16 protein-coding genes are annotated in these 17,220 nt (G+C 53.0%); 5 read left to right on the top strand and 11 right to left on the bottom strand.

The window, feature by feature from the left end; all coding sequences use genetic code 11:
• Positions 1-7: 7 nt before the first annotated feature.
• On the top strand, positions 8-1,675 hold the full coding sequence (locus J5224_RS17300) for a methyl-accepting chemotaxis protein (protein ID WP_264626554.1): 1,668 nt from the start codon (positions 8-10) through the stop codon (positions 1,673-1,675).
• 510 nt (positions 1,676-2,185) lie between these two features.
• Positions 2,186-3,838, top strand: a complete 1,653-nt coding sequence (locus tag J5224_RS17295; RefSeq protein WP_264626553.1) for a methyl-accepting chemotaxis protein — start codon at positions 2,186-2,188, stop codon at positions 3,836-3,838.
• A 33-nt stretch (positions 3,839-3,871) separates the two neighbouring features.
• On the opposite strand, the gene J5224_RS17290 is transcribed toward J5224_RS17295, so the two are convergent.
• Genes J5224_RS17290 through J5224_RS17275 form a run of 4 tightly spaced genes read right to left on the bottom strand, consistent with a single transcriptional unit; the run spans position 3,872 to position 7,621 of the window.
• Entirely contained in the window at positions 3,872-4,732 is an 861-nt protein-coding gene (locus J5224_RS17290) for a fumarylacetoacetate hydrolase family protein (protein WP_264626552.1), read from the bottom strand.
• Between the two features lie 42 nt (positions 4,733-4,774).
• Positions 4,775-5,383, bottom strand: coding sequence for a L(+)-tartrate dehydratase subunit beta (gene ttdB / locus J5224_RS17285; RefSeq protein WP_264626551.1), 609 nt, complete (start codon positions 5,381-5,383; stop codon positions 4,775-4,777).
• On the bottom strand, positions 5,380-6,282 hold the full coding sequence (ttdA, locus tag J5224_RS17280; RefSeq protein WP_264626550.1) for a L(+)-tartrate dehydratase subunit alpha: 903 nt from the start codon (positions 6,280-6,282) through the stop codon (positions 5,380-5,382). The genes ttdB and ttdA overlap by 4 nt, the downstream gene beginning before the upstream one ends.
• 31 nt (positions 6,283-6,313) lie before the next feature.
• A complete protein-coding gene (locus tag J5224_RS17275) occupies positions 6,314-7,621 on the bottom strand; it encodes an MFS transporter (protein ID WP_264626549.1) in 1,308 nt (435 codons plus the stop codon).
• A 381-nt stretch (positions 7,622-8,002) separates the two neighbouring features.
• Between J5224_RS17275 and J5224_RS17270 the strand changes: the two genes are divergently transcribed.
• A complete protein-coding gene (locus tag J5224_RS17270; protein WP_264626548.1) occupies positions 8,003-8,917 on the top strand; it encodes a LysR family transcriptional regulator in 915 nt (304 codons plus the stop codon).
• 62 nt (positions 8,918-8,979) lie between these two features.
• On the opposite strand, the gene J5224_RS17265 is transcribed toward J5224_RS17270, so the two are convergent.
• From J5224_RS17265 to J5224_RS17240, 6 genes are all read right to left on the bottom strand, one after another.
• Entirely contained in the window at positions 8,980-10,167 is a 1,188-nt protein-coding gene (locus tag J5224_RS17265) for a PLP-dependent aminotransferase family protein (protein WP_264626573.1), read from the bottom strand.
• 98 nt (positions 10,168-10,265) lie between these two features.
• Positions 10,266-10,967: a high-affinity branched-chain amino acid ABC transporter ATP-binding protein LivF gene (gene livF / locus J5224_RS17260; protein WP_222159097.1), complete on the bottom strand. Its 702-nt coding sequence runs from the start codon at positions 10,965-10,967 to the stop codon at positions 10,266-10,268.
• 5 nt (positions 10,968-10,972) lie between these two features.
• On the bottom strand, positions 10,973-11,743 hold the full coding sequence (gene livG / locus J5224_RS17255) for a high-affinity branched-chain amino acid ABC transporter ATP-binding protein LivG (protein ID WP_264626547.1): 771 nt from the start codon (positions 11,741-11,743) through the stop codon (positions 10,973-10,975).
• On the bottom strand, positions 11,740-13,020 hold the full coding sequence (locus J5224_RS17250) for a high-affinity branched-chain amino acid ABC transporter permease LivM (protein WP_264626546.1): 1,281 nt from the start codon (positions 13,018-13,020) through the stop codon (positions 11,740-11,742). The genes livG and J5224_RS17250 overlap by 4 nt, the downstream gene beginning before the upstream one ends.
• Positions 13,017-13,943, bottom strand: coding sequence for a high-affinity branched-chain amino acid ABC transporter permease LivH (gene livH / locus J5224_RS17245; RefSeq protein WP_264626545.1), 927 nt, complete (start codon positions 13,941-13,943; stop codon positions 13,017-13,019). Before livH ends, J5224_RS17250 begins: the two co-directional genes overlap by 4 nt.
• A 100-nt stretch (positions 13,944-14,043) precedes the next feature.
• A complete protein-coding gene (locus J5224_RS17240; RefSeq protein WP_264626544.1) occupies positions 14,044-15,150 on the bottom strand; it encodes a branched-chain amino acid ABC transporter substrate-binding protein in 1,107 nt (368 codons plus the stop codon).
• Positions 15,151-15,576: 426 nt separating this feature from the next.
• Here J5224_RS17240 and panM point away from each other — a divergent pair, with 426 nt between their 5' ends.
• A complete protein-coding gene (gene panM, locus J5224_RS17235) occupies positions 15,577-15,978 on the top strand; it encodes an aspartate 1-decarboxylase autocleavage activator PanM (protein ID WP_264626543.1) in 402 nt (133 codons plus the stop codon).
• A gap of 224 nt (positions 15,979-16,202) precedes the next feature.
• Positions 16,203-17,033 carry a hypothetical protein gene (locus tag J5224_RS17230; RefSeq protein WP_264626542.1) on the top strand — a complete coding sequence of 277 codons (831 nt, stop codon included), beginning with the start codon at positions 16,203-16,205 and terminating at the stop codon, positions 17,031-17,033.
• 94 nt (positions 17,034-17,127) lie between these two features.
• Here J5224_RS17230 and J5224_RS17225 read toward each other — a convergent pair.
• Positions 17,128-17,220 (bottom strand): sigma factor-like helix-turn-helix DNA-binding protein (locus tag J5224_RS17225; protein ID WP_319802451.1); only part of this gene is annotated, 93 nt, incomplete at its 5' end.

Raw genomic sequence — 17,220 nt, 5'->3', positions numbered from 1 at the left:
GAGCGTTATGCACATTATAAAAACCATGAAGATCGGCACCATGTTAGGCGCAGGCTTTAGCTGCGTCATTATTATCGGTCTGTTGGTCGCCATTTTAGGCCGGTCACAGCTGGTATCCCTGGGAAATAATATGGAGACACTCTCCCGTGACTCACTCGCCAACCTGCTGTTAATTCAGGATGTGAAAAGCAGCTTTGACAGTGTCGCACGTACTGTGCGCAACATCGCTCTACAGCCAGATCGGCAAAAAAGAGTGGAAGAAAAACAAATTGTTGATGAGCGGATCGCCCATAACACGGCAGTTTTAGCCACCTTGGATAAAAACCTGTCGACACCTGCGGCGCGACAATCGATGCAACAACTGAACCAGGCGCGCCCGGCCTACATACAGGCCGTTAACGAGGCAATGGCATTGGGACTCTCGGAAGACCCCACTGAACATGCCCGCGCCGGGGATACTATCCTCGCTCGCATGGTGCCGGCACAAAAACCGGTGTTCGCCGCACTGGACAGCATGGTGGAAGTACAAAAAGCCCAGGCGTTGGCAACAACCCTGAGCGCTATTGCGCAGGCCGACCGAGGCGGAAATCTGATTCTGACGCTGGCTATTGCGGCGGCATTGCTAGGGGCATTGATCTCCTTTCTGGTTACCCGCACGCTGCGTCAGCAGTTGGGCGGTGAGCTCGCCTATGCGACCAATATTGCCCAGCAGGTTGCCCAAGGCAATCTGGCGGTGGAGATTACGCTGCGCGCCAACGACAGCAGCAGTATGCTGGCTTCAATGAACGAGATGCGCAACAGTTTGAGCGACATGGTCGATCAGGTACGGCAAAGCAGCGAAGCTATCGCAACGGGTTCCAGCCAGATTGCCGCAGGCAGCGCCGACCTCAGCCAACGCACGGAAGAACAAGCCGCTAGCTTGCAACAAACCGCGGCCGCCATGGAGCAAATTAGCCAAACAGTGCGACAGAATAGTGAGACGGTTCGCAACGCAACGCAGTTAGCCAATCTGGCCAGCACCACAGCGGCCAAAGGCGGTGAAGCGGTAAACCAGATCGTGTCTACCATGAGAGATATCGCCACCCACTCCAGCAAGATTGGCGATATTATCGGGGTTATTGACGGCATTGCCTTTCAGACCAATATTCTGGCGCTGAATGCGGCGGTCGAAGCCGCACGCGCCGGGGAGCAAGGGCGCGGCTTCGCCGTGGTTGCCGGAGAGGTTCGTTCATTGGCGCAGCGTTCAGCTTCTGCGGCAAAAGAGATCAAAATGCTGATTAACGACAGCGTTGAAAAAGTGGAGAGCGGCTCGCAGCAAGTTGAGCAAGCGGGTGCCACTATTGACGTGTCGGTGCACCAAGCGCATAACGTCGCAAACCTGATTGCCAACATCGGCGTAACCACGCAGGAACAGGAATCTGGCATCGCACAAATTCACGATGCTATTACGCAACTCGATCAGGTCACCCAGCAAAACGCCGCGCTGGTGGAAGAGTCCGCCAGCGCAGCAGACAGTCTTAACGAACAATCGGCCAATCTGGTTGATTTGATGCGTATATTCCGCTTACGCGCAGACAGCCATATACAGCGTCAGCCATTGCCGCCGCTATCGCCCATAAAAATCAACGTAGCAGTACCCAAGCGATCCCACGATCCACAATGGGAACGCTTCTAATGTAATGACGGTAACTCCCGACATAGCATCTCGCAGCGGGAGTTTCACGCTAATCAAAAGTACGTTTTTTTGATAATTTATATTGTAGCCCACTAAGTAAAATTAAATGAGTCATCCGCCAGCGCATTAGAAATAATTTTGCTTAATACAGCACAATCTATTTCATTATTAAACCAACCTCATATCCAAATCTATTATTTACCGACTTTTCTCATGGTTATCTTTTTAGCGAACAGACGTTAATAATCACGCACAAGACGCGCGTTGAGGACGCAGCCACACATCAGGACGCTTTACCCTAAATAATTCGAGTTGCAGGAAGGCGGCAAGGAAGTGACAAATTTGTCTGGAACAAATTTGAACAGCGCTTGCGCTGACCCGTAGGGTGAATCTCAGGATGAGATTCATTAATCCCGATGAGCTTACTCAGGTAAGTGATTCGGGTGAGTGAACGCAGCCAACGCACATGCAACTTGAAGTATGACGGGTATATAAGGAATAGGGACACTTATGCAATTTATTAAAAAGATGAAAGTTAGCACCATGTTGGGCTCGGGCTTTGCGTCAGTGATTATCATCAGCCTGTGCGTGGCCATTCTTGGTCGCTCTCAGTTGATTTCACTGGGCAATGAGATGGAACTGCTTGCGAACCGGTCACTTAATAATCTTTTACTGACTCAGGAATTAAAAACTGGATTTGATACTGTCGCCCGTTCAGTACGCAATATGGCGCTCTATAAGGATCATGACCGTAAATTAGAAGAGAAACAGGTGATTGATACCACTATCGCCCTTAATACCAAACGTTTGGAGGAACTCAATAACCGCGCCACCCTCACTGCCGGGAAAGCGTTATTAGCACAGCTTGCCAACGTTCGCCCAGCCTATATGAATGCCGTCAAAGAAGCAGTTGCCCGGGAACTCAGCGATGACCCAGAAGAAAATATGATGCTGGATGATATGCGGCGTGCGCAGCAACCCGTGTTTGAAACACTGGATGATATGATTGAGTTGCAAAAAAACCAGGCGATAAAGCAGGCCAAACAAGCCATGGAACAGGCCAATAATGGTGGAAACCTGATGTTGACTCTGGCGCTGTTGGCTACGGGGTTGGGCGCACTGATTGCGTTCCTGATCGCCTATATCCTAAGAAAACAACTTGGGGGAGAACCCGCCTATGCAACCCTCATTACCCAGCAAGTCGCTCAAGGTGATTTAGCCGCAGCGATTACCCTGCGCCCTAATGACAGCAGCAGCATGCTGGCCGCCATGAACACCATGCGTAACAGTTTGAGCGCTATGGTGGAGCAGGTGCGGCAAAGTAGCGAGTCCATCGCCACCGGCTCCAATGAGATTGCCATTGGCAGTACCGATCTGAGTCAACGCACGGAAGAGCAGGCGGCTAATTTGCAACAAACCGCCGCCGCAATGGAACAGATTAGCCAGGCGGTACGCCAAAACGCCGATGCGGTGCACAGCGCCACACAGCTCGCCAATCAGGCCAGCGCCACGGCGGCAAAAGGTGGAGAAGCCGTTAACCAAATCGTGGCGACCATGAAGGCCATCACCGCCAGTTCCGGCCAGATCAGCGATATTATCGGCGTAATTGACGGTATTGCGTTTCAAACCAACATTCTGGCGCTCAACGCCGCCGTCGAGGCCGCCCGCGCGGGTGAGCAAGGGCGCGGTTTTGCCGTGGTTGCCGGTGAGGTTCGTTCGCTGGCACAGCGCTCAGCCTCCGCCGCCAAGGAAATCAAAACGCTGATCCATAACAGCGTCGAAACCGTGAATACCGGATCTACCCTGGTTGAAGAGACGGGCAGCACCATTGCAGCGTTGGTGGCTCAGGCCAGTGAAGTCGCCCACCTGATCGCCACTATCGGGGGAACCACGCGGGAACAAGAGTCGGGCATCGAGCAAGTTCACAGCGCAATCAATCAGCTCGATCGCGTGACTCAGCAAAACGCCGCGTTGGTCGAACAATCGGCCAGCGCGGCCGGAAGCCTGAACGATCAGGCGGCCAACCTAGTGTCACTGATGCAAATGTTCCGCATTGCCTCAAACAGCAAAGTATTACCGCCCCAGACCGCGCGCCAAAGCCCCCCGCCAGCACGTGAACTCCCGCTACCACAGGGCAGCCGGGAGAATTGGACACAGTTTTAGCGCATAAGCTCCCAGAGCACGCTGGGAGCCGCCTTAAGCGTAGGCCAGCACATCACGCTCTGCGGCCACCGTATTCACCAGCCGCCCAATCTGGCTGATTTCCACTTCCACCACATCGCCGGCTTTCATAAACAGCGGCGGTGTGCGTTTTTTCCCCACGCCCCCCGGTGAACCGGTGATGATAACGTCTCCCGGAGCCAGCGGCGTAAAGCGTGAAATGTAGGCAATCAGTTCCGCCACGGAGCGCACCATATTGCTGGTCGTGTCATGCTGCACGCGCACGCCGTTCAGGAAGGTGCTGATATCCAGCTGTTGCGGATCGCCCACCTCATCAGCGGTGACCATCCAGGGACCAAACCCGCCGGTATGCCGCCAGTTTTTGCCGGAGGTGAACCAAGTGTATTGCATATCGCGCACCGAGCCATCCATAAAGCAGCTGTAGCCTGCCACCACGTCCAGCGCCGCCTCACAGCTGACGTTATCCGCGTGCTGACCGATCACCACGGCCAGTTCACCTTCATAGTCAAACTCGTTGCTCGATTCCGGTTTCATCAGCGGCTGACGGTGGGCAGACAGCGTATCGGCAAAGCGGATAAACAGGGTTGGCGCATCAACGGTTTGTTGGAACTCGATGCGTTTTTCCATGTAGTTCATACCAACACACAGGATTTTTCCCGGCTGTTCGATCACCGGCAAAAAGGTGACCTGTTCAAAACGAAAGTCCGGCGCGTCCTGCACCGCCTCAAACTGTTTCAACGCACCGGCGCGCAGCGCGGCAGGGATATCGGCATAAGTGTCGGAAAAGCGCCGTCCCAGATCGATGATGCCATCGGCATCGATACGCCCGTAAGTCTTTTGCTGGGTTTCCGGGTTAATAAAACTTGCCAGTTTCATAGGTTACCTTCAGTGTTTCAGGGTGGCGCTGCGCGCCAGAACTTATTTGATAAAGCGAATCTGCTCGTTGATGGCCGCAATCACTGGCGCTTTGCGCGCGTTATAGACCTTCTTGTTTTGCTCGAACAGGTTATTGCCGTGGGTATCGATAGAGATAATCAACGGACCAAAGGCTTTCACCCGGTTTACCCACAGCGTTTCAGGCATGCCAAGATCGCGCCACTGGGCATCCTCAATCTCTTCAACGCAGGTCGCGGCAAGCACCGCACAGCCGCCGGGGAACACGGCGTGCACTGCCTTGAAGGTTTTGCAGCCCTCTTCGGTGTTCGGCCCCATGCCACCTTTACCGACAATCAGCTTCACACCGGTTTGTTCGATAAATTCTTTCTCGAATTTTTCCATGCGCATACTGGTGGTTGGCCCGATGGAGATCATTTCAAAGCTGCCATCGTCCTTTTCCACTACAATCGGCCCGGCGTGGAAAATAGCGCCGCCGCGCAGATCGACCGGCAATTCGCGGCCCAGCTCAATCAGACGACGGTGAGCAACGTCACGACAGGTCACCAGCGTACCGGTCAGATACACCACATCGCCAATGTTCAGTTCGGCCAGCGCTTCATCGCTAATCGGGGTAGTAAGCACTTTTTTCATAGTACGGCGCCTTTATGGGAAAGAATTTCATAGGACAAATCAGCGGAGAAACGGATGGTGCCGCGACGGTGCGCCCAACATCCGGTAGACACCGCCACGCCAATGGTGGAAGGGTGGCGCGCGGAAGACTCGATATTGACGCCCATCACCGATGAAGCTCCGCCCAGCCCTTGCGGCCCCAGGCCCACGCTGTTCAACCCCTCTTCCAGCAGCTTCTCCATCTTCGCCGCATCGGCATTGGGGTGGGACGAATCCACCGGGCGCAAAATCGCTTTTTTCGACAAGCGCGCCGCAGTTTCCACCGACGTAGAGACCCCGACGCCAACCAACAGCGGCGGGCAGGCATTCACGCCGTAAGAGGTGATCACATCGAACACGAACTGGTTAACGCCTTCATAGCCCTGGCCCGGCATCAATACTTTCGCGGCACCCGGCAATGAACAACCGCCCCCCGCCATATAAACTTCAATGGTGCAGCTATCATCATGAGGAATGATTTCCCAATCGAGCCACGGAATTCGCGATCCGGTATTGGTTCCGGTATTTTTCTCAATAAAGGTCTCGACTGCATTATGGCGTAATGGCGCTTTTTTAGTGGCTTCTTCCGTCGCCGTTTGTAATATACTTTCCAGCTCACCCAAATAAGGGAATGCCGATCCTGCCGTAATAAAATACTGAATAACACCGGTATCCTGGCAGCAGGGTCTGTCTAATAGATCTGCTTGCTTTTGGTTTTCAAACATCGAGTCATAAACCACTTTGGCAAGGGATAATTCGTCTTTTTCTTTACTGCGTAATTCTTCCAGTTTCTTGATGACATCGGTTGGCAGGCGTTTGCCAACGTACCCGGTAAAGCGGGTCATTATCTCTGTCAATGTCGACACATCATTTTGAGACATCACACAACCTCCAATAAAAAACAGATACGCTTTATTTCGTTGAATGGGTTAATTCGAGCTTTGCTTCATCGCGACGACGACGCACTTCAATAGACAGGGTTAATATCGCGGAAACCACCAACATGCCCGCTACGCAATACAGCGCGATGGAAAAGCTTCCGGTATTGCTTTTCAACCAGCCGATCAGCGCGGGGCCCGCAAAGCCACCCAGATTACCGATAGAGTTGATAGCGGCCAGCCCGGCAGCAGCGGCAGGCCCGCTCAGGAACAGCGACGGGATACTCCAGATCGGCGGTTTACACGAAGAGATACCCATATTAGCCATGACAAGCGCGGCAATCGCCAGCGGTAACGACTGTGCCCACCCCGCCAGCACAAACCCGGTGCTCGCCAGCAAACACGCGCTCACCACATGCCAGGTGCGCTCTTTGGTTTTATCGGAATGCCGCGCCCACAGCACCATTGCGATAGCGGCCATGGCCGAAGGCACCGCATTGATAAGGCCAATCTGCATGGTGTTCAAACCAAAGGATTTGATAAATTGCGGCGACCAGATATTGAGAGAATAGAGCCCGGCAGAGGTGCCGAAATAGACCACTGCCAGCGTCAGAACGCGGATGTCGGTCAGCCCTTTCCAGATACTGACTTTAACCACGTCACCTTTGTTCTGTTTTTCCGCCGCCAACGTCGCCACCAACCACTGCGTTTCTTCCGACGTCAACCAGCGGTTTTTCTCCGGCTTGTCGTTAACATAGAACCAGGTAAACACACCCATGACCGTCGCCGCGACGGTACAAATCAGGAACATTAACTGCCAGCCCGCCAGACCAAGCGCACCGTGGGCGCTGAGAATAGCCCCCGCCAGCGGCGAGCCGACCATGGCAGAAATCGGGGCGGCAGCCATAAACAAGGCAATCATTTGCGCCCGCCGTTTCATTGGGAACCAAGTGCTAAGATAGAGAATAATGCCGGAGAAAGAGCCTGCCTCCGCAACACCCAGCAGAAAACGTAGGATATAAAACCCTTCCACGGTCTTCACAGTAATCATAAACGCGGTGATCACGGCCCAACTGAGTAAAATACGCGTGAGCCAAATACGCGGTCCGACTTTCTGCAAAATAATATTGGAGGGAACATCCGTCAGAAAATAACCGAGGAAAAATAAACCTGCGCCTAAACCAAAAACCGTATCGGAAAAACCTAAATCCTGATTCATGGTTAACGCGGCAAACCCGATATTAATACGGTCAAAAAAGCCGACAAAATAAACCACCATGACATAAGGTATAATCCGCCAGGTGATCTTTTTTAGCGTCACACTTTCAATATCTATTTTCATTATGCATTCCAGAATAATAGGGTAAGAGTAGGGAAAAATAATAAGACTGGCTAATACACGTTATTTCTGATCAGACTATGCGTCAGAACATTGGCGGGATCATTCACCTGGGATTATATAAATAATTTGCATAATCCAGCGGCGTCATCAGGGCGACGTTGAATTCGATGATGGCGATCAATATTCACCTAGTTTTAATGTGGAAAAGCGATAAAAAAAAACGTCTGAGATACAGAGTATTAACAACTGCACCCGTTTTACCCCTTACGGTTCTGTGATAGGGATCACCGCCAACAACGCGCACATTTTTTCACCGCTTGTTAAGGCGGAAAACAGCGCTATTATCTACGCGCTCGCTCTACCTACTACTGAGGGTTGCCCATGGAACTCCGCCAGTTGCGCTGCTTTATCGCGGTGGCAGACGCACTACATTTCGGCCACGCGGCCCAGCAACTTGATATGCTGCCCTCCGCCCTCGGACGCCATATTCGCCTGCTGGAAGAAAGCCTCAACGTGCGCCTGTTCGTGCGTTCCACGCGCAGCGTGGCGCTGACAGCGCACGGCCACAAACTGTTGGAAGAAGGGAAGAAAATCGTGGCTGAAGTGGATGCGCTGGAAGCCCACTTTCGCCGTCAAGGACGCCTTCAGGCACGCACGCTGCGCATTGGAGCCATCGACAGCGCAGCGATTGCGCTGGTGCCTCATCTGCTACCCGCATTTCGTCACGCCTGCCCCGACGTGGATGTGCGCATTGATGAAAACAAAACCGCACAACTGCTGCCCAAGTTGAAATCCGGCCAGTTGGATATGGCATTTATCCGCCCGCTGAAAGAGAGCGACCCGCAGCTCACCACCCGCTTTTTGCTCTACGAAAATGTGGTGCTCGCCATCGCCGAGCGCCATCCGTTAGCAACACGCCATAGCGTGACCATCGAGGATATCGCCACGCTGCCCCTTATCGTACCGGCGCGACGCGCGCGGCCGCACAGCCACGATGTCACCATCAAGCTGTTCTCTCAGGCGGGGCTTAAACCTCATATTGTGCAGCTTGTCGATGAAAAACAGACCATTCTCAGTATGGTGGCAAGCGAAGTGGGCGGTGCCATCATGCCGCGCTGGGCGGCGCGCATGGCAACTCCCCATGTGCGTTTTGTAGCTATCGATCATGGCGAGGGGGCGTTTACTGCCTTGCCGCTGGCGGTGGCGTGGGTAGGAAATGCACCAGATGCGGCGCGCGATACCCTGCTGGATATCGTCAGTCAGGAACTGCCGCATCTGATTCAGCAGCTGTGCTGAGATGCGGCTTAGCGTAGGCCGTAACCGCTGCCAGCGGGCAGCGGTTTTAGTCCATCATCAACTTAAAGCGCGCGTTTCAGACGAGCCACTGCCTCGTGCATCTGCTCATCCGTTGCGGTAGCGAACGAGAAACGCAGCGTGGCGTAATCAGGGCGTTCCGGGAAGAAGAACTCACCCGGCACGAACACCACGCCCTGTTCCAGCGTTTTTTCCAGCCACTGCGTAGTGTTAAACGGCTCGCGGAAGCGTGCCCACAGGAACATGCCGCCTTTTGGTTTGTTGAAAGCAATCACATCACCCAGCTCTTGCTCAATCAGTGATCCTAGCAGTTCACCTTTGTGCTTGTAGGCTTCGCGAATCTTGTCGATTTGGGTCGGCAAACGTCCCGACGCCAGATAGTATTCCGCGATGGTTTGCGACAGCGAGCTGGCATGCAAATCCGCCGCCTGCTTGATGATCGCCACTTTATGCAGCAGCCACTGCGGCAGGATAGCCCAACCAAGGCGCAAGCCCGGTGCCAGAATTTTTGAGAAGGTAGAGGTATAGATCACCGCATCGTTGTGGCCCAGCATCTCTTGCCCAAGCTGGAACAGCGTCGGATTGCGCTCATCGGTGAAACGCAACTCACCGTAGGGGTCATCTTCAATGATCACAAAGCCATAGCGATCGGCGAGCGTAATCAACTGGCGACGACGCGCTTCATTGAGCACCACGCCGCTCGGGTTACCAAAGTTCGGCACCAGATACACCGCTTTAATACGCTGAGTGCGCAGCAGGGTTTCCAGCTCGTCCACCACCATGCCGTCTTTGTCGGATGCGACCGACATCACGCGCGCTTCCGCCAGTTCCAGCGTTTGCAGTGCCGCCAGATAGGTCGGGCGTTCCACCACCACCACATCATTAGGGTCAATCAGAGAGCGCATCACCAGATCCAACGCCTGCTGCGAGCCCGCCGTGACTACCATGTCGTCAGCGTGGGTTTTCACACCGCGCAGCGCACACAGTTCAGCAATACGCACACGCAGCGTATCGCTACCTTCCGTCAAACCATACTGAAACGCATTTTTCGGCTGCTCGGTAATCGCGCGCTGGGTCGCCAGGTTTAGCCCTTCAAAATCGAACAAGGCATCTGAAGGAATTCCCCCAGCCAGAGAAATCACATGATCCATCTTGCTGTGTTTCAGCAATTCCCGAATCGCCGAGCTTTTCAGTCTCGCCATACGCTGAGACAGTAATCCTTCCGTTGCCATTTTCATTCTCTTGATTCATCAGATAACACGATGGGCCAGACAACGCTGGCCCACCCAGACACGACGACTGTCGCGCAATCATGGTCTCTCAGACAGGGTTATCCCCCGAGATAGGCAGAACGCACAGCCTCATTTGCCAGCAAGGCGGCACCCGTATCTTCCAATACTACCCGACCATTCTCCAGCACATAACCACGATCCGCCAATTTCAGCGCCTGATTCGCATTCTGCTCGACCAGGAAGATGGTCATCCCTTCTTCGCGCAGTTGAGCGATAGTATCAAAAATCTGCAAAATAATAATCGGTGCTAACCCCAGAGAGGGCTCATCCAGCAGCAGCAAACGCGGTTGGCTCATCAGGGCGCGTCCGATGGCCAGCATCTGCTGCTCACCGCCGGACATGGTGCCGGAACGCTGCGCGCGGCGCTCATACAGACGCGGGAACAGATCGTATACCCGCGCAATGCGCGACTGATACTGCTCCTTGTCGGCAAAGAAGCCGCCCATCGCCAGATTCTCTTCCACCGTCATGCGTGAAAACACGCGGCGACCTTCCGGCACAATGGCAATCGCTTCACGCATGATTTGCGCCGTTTGCCACTGGGTGATGTCTTTTCCGTCATAAATGATGGAGCCCGCCGTCGCGCGCGGATCGCCGCACAGGGTGCCGAGCAGCGTGGTTTTCCCCGCACCGTTGGCCCCAATCAGCGTGACGATTTCACCCTGTTCAATATGCAGACTCACGTCATGCAGCGCCTGAATTTTTCCGTAATGCGCTGAAACCTGATTAAATGACAACATAGTGCTTATCCTTCCCCGAGATACGCGCGGATCACGTCCGGGTTATTACGAATTTCAACCGGTGTTCCCTGCGCCAAGGGCGTTCCCTGATTCACCACGTAAATGCGATCGGAAATGCCCATCACCAGCTTCATATCGTGCTCAATCAGCAGCACCGATACCTGGTGACGATCGCGCAGTTCAGCAATCAGGTGATCAAGCTCTTCGGTTTCTTTCGGGTTCAGCCCGGCAGCGGGTTCATCCAGCATCAATACTTCCGGGCGTGTCATCATGCAACGCGCAATCTCCAGACGACGCTGCTGACCATACGCCAGATTACCCGCCTGACGATTCGCCAAATCAAGCAGACCAACGCGCTCCAGCCACATGGCCCCCAACGCTTGCGCTTCGGCTTCTGCACGACGGAAACCCGGCGTTTTCAGCAGGCCGGCAAACACGCCGCTTTTTAGGTGTTGATGTTGTGCCACCAGCAGGTTTTCAATCACCGTCATTTCGCGGAACAGACGCACATGCTGGAAGGTACGCACCACGCCCATACGGGCAATCTGCTGTCCCGGCAATCCTTCCAGATGGCGATCGCGCAGCATGATGGTGCCACCGGTCGGACGATAAAAACCAGTCAGGCAGTTAAATACCGTGGTCTTACCGGCACCATTCGGCCCAATCAGAGAGACGATTTCGCCCTGATTCAGATCCAGTTCCACATTGTTGACCGCCAGCAAGCCGCCAAAGCGCATGGTCAGGCCACGAACCGATAATAATGGTTGCGTACTCATGCCTGTTCTTCCTTCTTCTCAACCTTCAGCTTCATCTCTGGGCGCTTCATCGGCAACAACCCTTGCGGACGCCAAATCATCATCAGCACCATCAGAGCACCCAGCAGCAGCATGCTGTACTCGTTCAGATCGCGCATCAATTCACGCGATACCACCAGCAGAATGGCCGCGAGGATCACCGCAAACTGAGAGCCCATGCCACCTAACACCACAATGGCGAGCACGAACGCCGATTCAGCAAAGGTAAAGGATTCAGGACTGACAAACCCCTGACGCGCGGCAAACAGCGTACCAGCGAAACCGGCAAACGCCGCACTGATGGTAAATGCCGTCAGTTTGATGCGGGTTGGGCTTAATCCTAACGAACGACAGGCAATCTCATCGTCACGCAGCGCTTCCCAGGCACGCCCCAGCGGCATACGCAGTAACCGGTTGATGACAAACAGGGTGGCGATAACCAGCAGCAGCGCTACCAGATAGAGGAAAATGATGCGATCGCTGGGGTCATACTTCAGGCCAAACATGTCGTGGAAAGTGCCCCAACCGCCTTCGCTGACGCGGCGGCTGAATTCCAGCCCAAAGAAAGTCGGTTTGGGAATCTGGCTGATGCCGTTCGGGCCACCGGTAAATTCGGTATTGTTAAGCAGCAGAATACGCACGATTTCACCGAAACCGAGCGTCACAATCGCCAGATAGTCACCGCGCAGGCGCAACACCGGGAAACCGAGCAGGAAACCGGACAACCCAGCAGCGATACCCGCCAGCGGCAGGCTCTGCCAGAAGCCCAGCCCGTAGTAATGGTTCAGCAACGCGTAGGTATAAGCGCCAATGGCGTAGAAGCCGCCGTAGCCCAGCACCAGTAAACCAGACAGCCCCACGACAACGTTCAGGCCCAGGCCCAGCATCACGTAGATCAGCGTCAGCGTGGCGATATCCACCGAACCGCGCGACACTAAAAATGGCCAGATCACCGCAATGATAATCAGCACCGCCGCCAGCACTTTTTGACGCGGCGTACTGCCGTCAAAGCTCGGCAGCACCAGTGAGGAGCCGCCGCCTGACAGTTTGCGCATCCCGCTTTGGAAGAAGGGGCGCAGCAGTTGGAAGAAGAACACCACCACGCAACCAACGCCGATCAGGTTCCAGCGCACAGCATCTGCGCCGCGTACCACCAACATGGTGCCATCCAGTCCCAGTTGCATGCCCATCAGGAACGCTGCCAGCACCAGCAGCGTGAATGCCGATATCACGGCATTTAACAGGTTGAGCTGTTTCATACTTTCTCAACCTCCGGGCGGCCCAGAATACCGGTTGGCATCACCAGCAGCACCACTATCAGCAACGCGAAGGAGACCACGTCTTTGTACTCCGTACTCAGGTAGGCACTGGTCAGGGCTTCCGCCACACCCAGCACCAGGCCGCCAATCATGGCACCCGGAATGCTGCCGATCCCACCTAACACTGCAGCGGTAAAGGCTTTCATGCCCGCCATAAAGCCAATGTAGGGGTTTATCACACCGTAGAACTGGCCCAGCAATACGCCAGCGACCGCCGCCATCGCCGCGCCGATCACAAAGGTCAGTGAAATCACGCGGTCAGTACTGATACCCAGCAGGCTAGCCATTTTCAAATCTTCCGCGCAGGCACGGCAAGCGCGCCCCATGCGGGAATAGCGAATAAAGGTGGTGAGTGCCAGCATGGTGATGAAAGTGACAACCCAGATGGTCACCTGCATGGTGGTAATGGTGGCGGCAAAGCCGTTGCTTTCCCCGACAACCAGTTGACCGTGCACCAGCGTCGGCAGCGCCACGTCGCGCGAACCTTGCGTCAGGCTGACGTAGTTTTGCAGAAAGATGGACATCCCGATGGCGGAAATCAGCGCAATCAGGCGCTTGGAGTTACGCACTGGCTTATAGGCCACGCGTTCGATGCTCCAGCCATAAGCACTGGCGATCACAATGGCGGCGATAAAACCCGCACCGATCAGCACCCAACTGACGTCGATACCCATCATCATCAGCGCAGCGATAACGATAAAAGAGACATAGCTACCGATCATGTAGACCTCGCCGTGGGCGAAGTTGATCATGCCGATAATGCCGTAAACCATGGTGTAGCCAATGGCAATCAGCGCATAAGTGCTGCCCAACGTCACGCCGTTGAACATTTGCTGAAGGAAATAGAGGAACTGCTCGGACATACCTTTACCTTAGAATTAACCTTTACACCTTAAGATTTTGCCCCCACGGCCTGAAGGCGGTAGGGGCATCGGTGTTCAGGAACTGAGTGGGCGGCAGCGATTATTTTGCGCTAGAAGTGCCGTCTGCATGCCACTCGAATACGCCAAACTCAAACCCTTTCAGGTCACCTTTTGTATCCCAGCTCAACGGACCCATTACGGTCTCTACGGTGTTGGCTTTCAGGTCTTTTGCGATAGCTTCCGGTTCGGTACCGCTGCGCGCCATCGCAGTCGTCAGAGACTGCAACGCGGCGTAGGTGGTCCAGACGAACGGCCCGGTCGGATCCAGTTTTTTCGCTTTCAGCGAATCCACGATCGGCTGGTTAGCAGGAACCTGGTCATAACGTTTCGGCAGGGTTACCAGCATGCCTTCAGACGCCGCGCCCGCGATGTTGGACAGTGAAGAGTTGCCTACCCCTTCCGGTCCCATGAATTTAGTGGTCAAACCAGCCTGACGTGCCTGACGCAGGATTTGGCCCATTTCCGGGTAGTAGCCGCCAAAGTAGACGAAATCCACGTTCTCTTTCTTCAAACGCGCCACCAGCGTGGAGAAATCTTTGTCCCCAGCGGTTACGCCTTCAAACAGCACCACGTTGGCACCCGCTTTTTTCAGGCTGTCCTGAACAGAACGCGCCAGACCTTCACCGTACTGCTGTTTGTCGTGTACCACGGCGATGCGCTGCGGTTTGATGGTATTCACAATGTAGTTAGCAGCGGTCGGGCCCTGATCGGAATCCAGACCGGTGGTGCGCAGCACCAGTTTGTAACCACGGGTGGTCAGATCCGGTGCAGTAGCCGCTGGCGTAATCATCAGCACGCCTTCGTCTTCATAGATATCAGAGGCTGGCTGGGTAGAAGAGGAGCACAGGTGACCAATCACGTAACGAATGCCGTCGTTAATCACTTTGTTGGCAACGGCAACGGCCTGTTTCGGGTCACAGGCATCGTCATATTCCACGGCAACCAGTTTATTACCCTTCACGCCACCTTTGGCGTTGATGTCAGCAATCGCCTGACGTGCACCGATAAATTCCATGTCGCCGTACTGTGCAACCGGGCCGGACATGGCTCCGACAACGGCAACCTTGATGTCTTCTGCATGGGCCATGTGTGCGAACGCTGCTGCCATACACCCTAACAGTACGACTTTACCTTTAGCTACTTTCATTCGATTCACCCTATCTGTCGTTATGGAGTTCGCCTGCAAACCTGTACCAACCCGCCATACTCAATCTTTTTCTTATAAGTAAGAACAGGTTAGGCTTTTTATTAGCTATACTTCACTAATAAGGCGTTATTTTTCATGTCATTAAACAGGAATTTTATGCTGCAAATCAACTCCCGCAATCAGAAACAAGCGGTGTAAACAGCATAAAATACCAGCCTTATAAGCCACTATTTATTTTATAGATAGTCAGTTATGCTGCTTTATGCGGCGATGAGCAACTCAATACTCGAAAAATCATCGATGAGGAAAACATTTTCCCTATTAACCGTACAGAAATACTTACACAACTGTTTATCTACATCACTACTACATTATGCTTTAGGCTACAGTTATGCTTTATGCAAACGCATTGAGAGGGTTATCGAAATGAAGCTTGCCGTCGAATGTCTCTCGTTATTTAGCGACCAGGACAGAATTGATCTCGCCAAGATTTGGCCTCACCAGAATCTCGACCTGTTACAACAAGAGCTTGATACGCATAACCGTCTATTTGCATCGCGCTTTAACGGACGACTGCTGGCAGCGGTTATGGTTGAGATTGATGGAGAATACGCAGAACTCGATGATCTGATGGTCAGAGAAGCAACACGCCGCCGCGGCGTTGGCCTGCACCTGATTCAGGAGGTTGTGCGCCAGTTACCGGGCGTGAAAGAGTTTTGGCTGACCGCCGCCGATCATGCTGGCGTAAACGAAGTCGTGCTGGATCACTTTATGGAAAGCTGTGGATTCTTCCCGGTGTCAGGAGGGTGGCTCTACACCCGACGTTAACCGCAAGCCGACGGCAGGGGCTACTCCCTGATACGGTGCAGGGATGATGCCAAGCAATTATGTGGGCCTTCATGGTACACCGCATGCGTGCAGCTATTACCCATAAACACATCGGATACGCATTTCACCACATCTAAAAATCGCTTTTTCCGCCAAGAAATTCGATCTACTAAATAGCAGATAAAGTATATTTCCCTTACTCCCTGCATGAGAGAAATTACCTAATGCTGATTGAATCTCTAAAATTAGACACAAGCATCGTTCCTCCACACCAGAAGATTTCCGTTATTAGTACCTATAATAAAAACCTGTTAAAGATCCAGAGCCAAATTGAAAACCGACCAGAGATAGACGTGGATACACGGCGAGAAATCAATAAGACCCTACGAAACACCATATCAGAACTATATGAAACATATAATAAAAAACTGAACAGTAAGACAAGCCACAACACGGCAATAAAGAAAAAATTACAACTATTACGCATCAAATATTCACTTACAGCAATAAAATGTGGAGATACCGATTGGGAAATATTTCAAATATCTGAGTTTCTGTATCGTAATGTTGATAATTTTATAAACTCGCATCATTGCGTATTAACATTGGATGAGCAAAAGACACAGCGTATTGACTCAACGCTCAGAAATACTGTCTGGTTAAGCTGTCTTTATAATTTCTCACGGGAACTCGTCTACGGAAGAATTGCTGCACCACAGAATAGAGAAAATAAACTCTTTTATGACGTATTCAGCCACTTAAAAAAAAGGGCGGTGCCTGATAACCTAGCCTGTGCGATCAGCAACGCACAAGCGGCTCTTAGACTCTGCGAACTCTCTTTTGGTGAAGAGCCCGCACAACAGGATGTGCTGTATTGCGATTTAAAAGAGATCGTAGAATTTTATGATGACTATCTACAAGCACGGTATGCAGGGGAGGAGGTGGATTTTCTAATGCAAAATGCCTATTTCAAACGAGCAAAAACACTGATCCCTGATGATGCCAAACACGAGATCGCTCTAGGTTACTATGAACAAATTACTGAATATCTGTAATACCACGGGGGAGAGACATAAAAAAAACGACCGACATTGTGTCGATCGTTTTTATTGTGAGCGCTGATTGTACAACGCGCACGATAAACTGCCATCAAGCCTCAATCGCCGCCCGCAGTTTCTTCATGGCGTTTTTCTCTAACTGACGCACACGTTCTGCGGAAACACCGTATTGATCGGCCAGTTC

It is taken from the genome of Candidatus Symbiopectobacterium sp. NZEC135 (genome assembly GCF_025962695.1).
This window is presented reverse-complemented; position numbering and strand designations above follow the sequence as displayed.

What these genes read in the sequence shown, in the direction of transcription:
- J5224_RS17265 (WP_264626573.1), bottom strand. Translation starts at nt 10,167, where the DNA reads ATGGCAACGGAAGGATTACTGTCTCAGCGTATGGCGAGACTGAAAAGC.
- livG (WP_264626547.1), bottom strand. Translation starts at nt 11,743, where the DNA reads ATGAGTACGCAACCATTATTATCGGTTCGTGGCCTGACCATGCGCTTT.
- ttdA (WP_264626550.1), bottom strand. Translation starts at nt 6,282, where the DNA reads ATGTCTCAAAATGATGTGTCGACATTGACAGAGATAATGACCCGCTTT.
- livH (WP_264626545.1), bottom strand. Translation starts at nt 13,943, where the DNA reads ATGTCCGAGCAGTTCCTCTATTTCCTTCAGCAAATGTTCAACGGCGTG.
- J5224_RS17270 (WP_264626548.1), top strand. Translation starts at nt 8,003, where the DNA reads ATGGAACTCCGCCAGTTGCGCTGCTTTATCGCGGTGGCAGACGCACTA.
- panM (WP_264626543.1), top strand. Translation starts at nt 15,577, where the DNA reads ATGAAGCTTGCCGTCGAATGTCTCTCGTTATTTAGCGACCAGGACAGA.
- J5224_RS17295 (WP_264626553.1), top strand. Translation starts at nt 2,186, where the DNA reads ATGCAATTTATTAAAAAGATGAAAGTTAGCACCATGTTGGGCTCGGGC.
- J5224_RS17290 (WP_264626552.1), bottom strand. Translation starts at nt 4,732, where the DNA reads ATGAAACTGGCAAGTTTTATTAACCCGGAAACCCAGCAAAAGACTTAC.
- J5224_RS17240 (WP_264626544.1), bottom strand. Translation starts at nt 15,150, where the DNA reads ATGAAAGTAGCTAAAGGTAAAGTCGTACTGTTAGGGTGTATGGCAGCA.
- J5224_RS17230 (WP_264626542.1), top strand. Translation starts at nt 16,203, where the DNA reads ATGCTGATTGAATCTCTAAAATTAGACACAAGCATCGTTCCTCCACAC.
- ttdB (WP_264626551.1), bottom strand. Translation starts at nt 5,383, where the DNA reads ATGAAAAAAGTGCTTACTACCCCGATTAGCGATGAAGCGCTGGCCGAA.
- J5224_RS17250 (WP_264626546.1), bottom strand. Translation starts at nt 13,020, where the DNA reads ATGAAACAGCTCAACCTGTTAAATGCCGTGATATCGGCATTCACGCTG.
- J5224_RS17275 (WP_264626549.1), bottom strand. Translation starts at nt 7,621, where the DNA reads ATGAAAATAGATATTGAAAGTGTGACGCTAAAAAAGATCACCTGGCGG.
- livF (WP_222159097.1), bottom strand. Translation starts at nt 10,967, where the DNA reads ATGTTGTCATTTAATCAGGTTTCAGCGCATTACGGAAAAATTCAGGCG.
- J5224_RS17300 (WP_264626554.1), top strand. Translation starts at nt 8, where the DNA reads ATGCACATTATAAAAACCATGAAGATCGGCACCATGTTAGGCGCAGGC.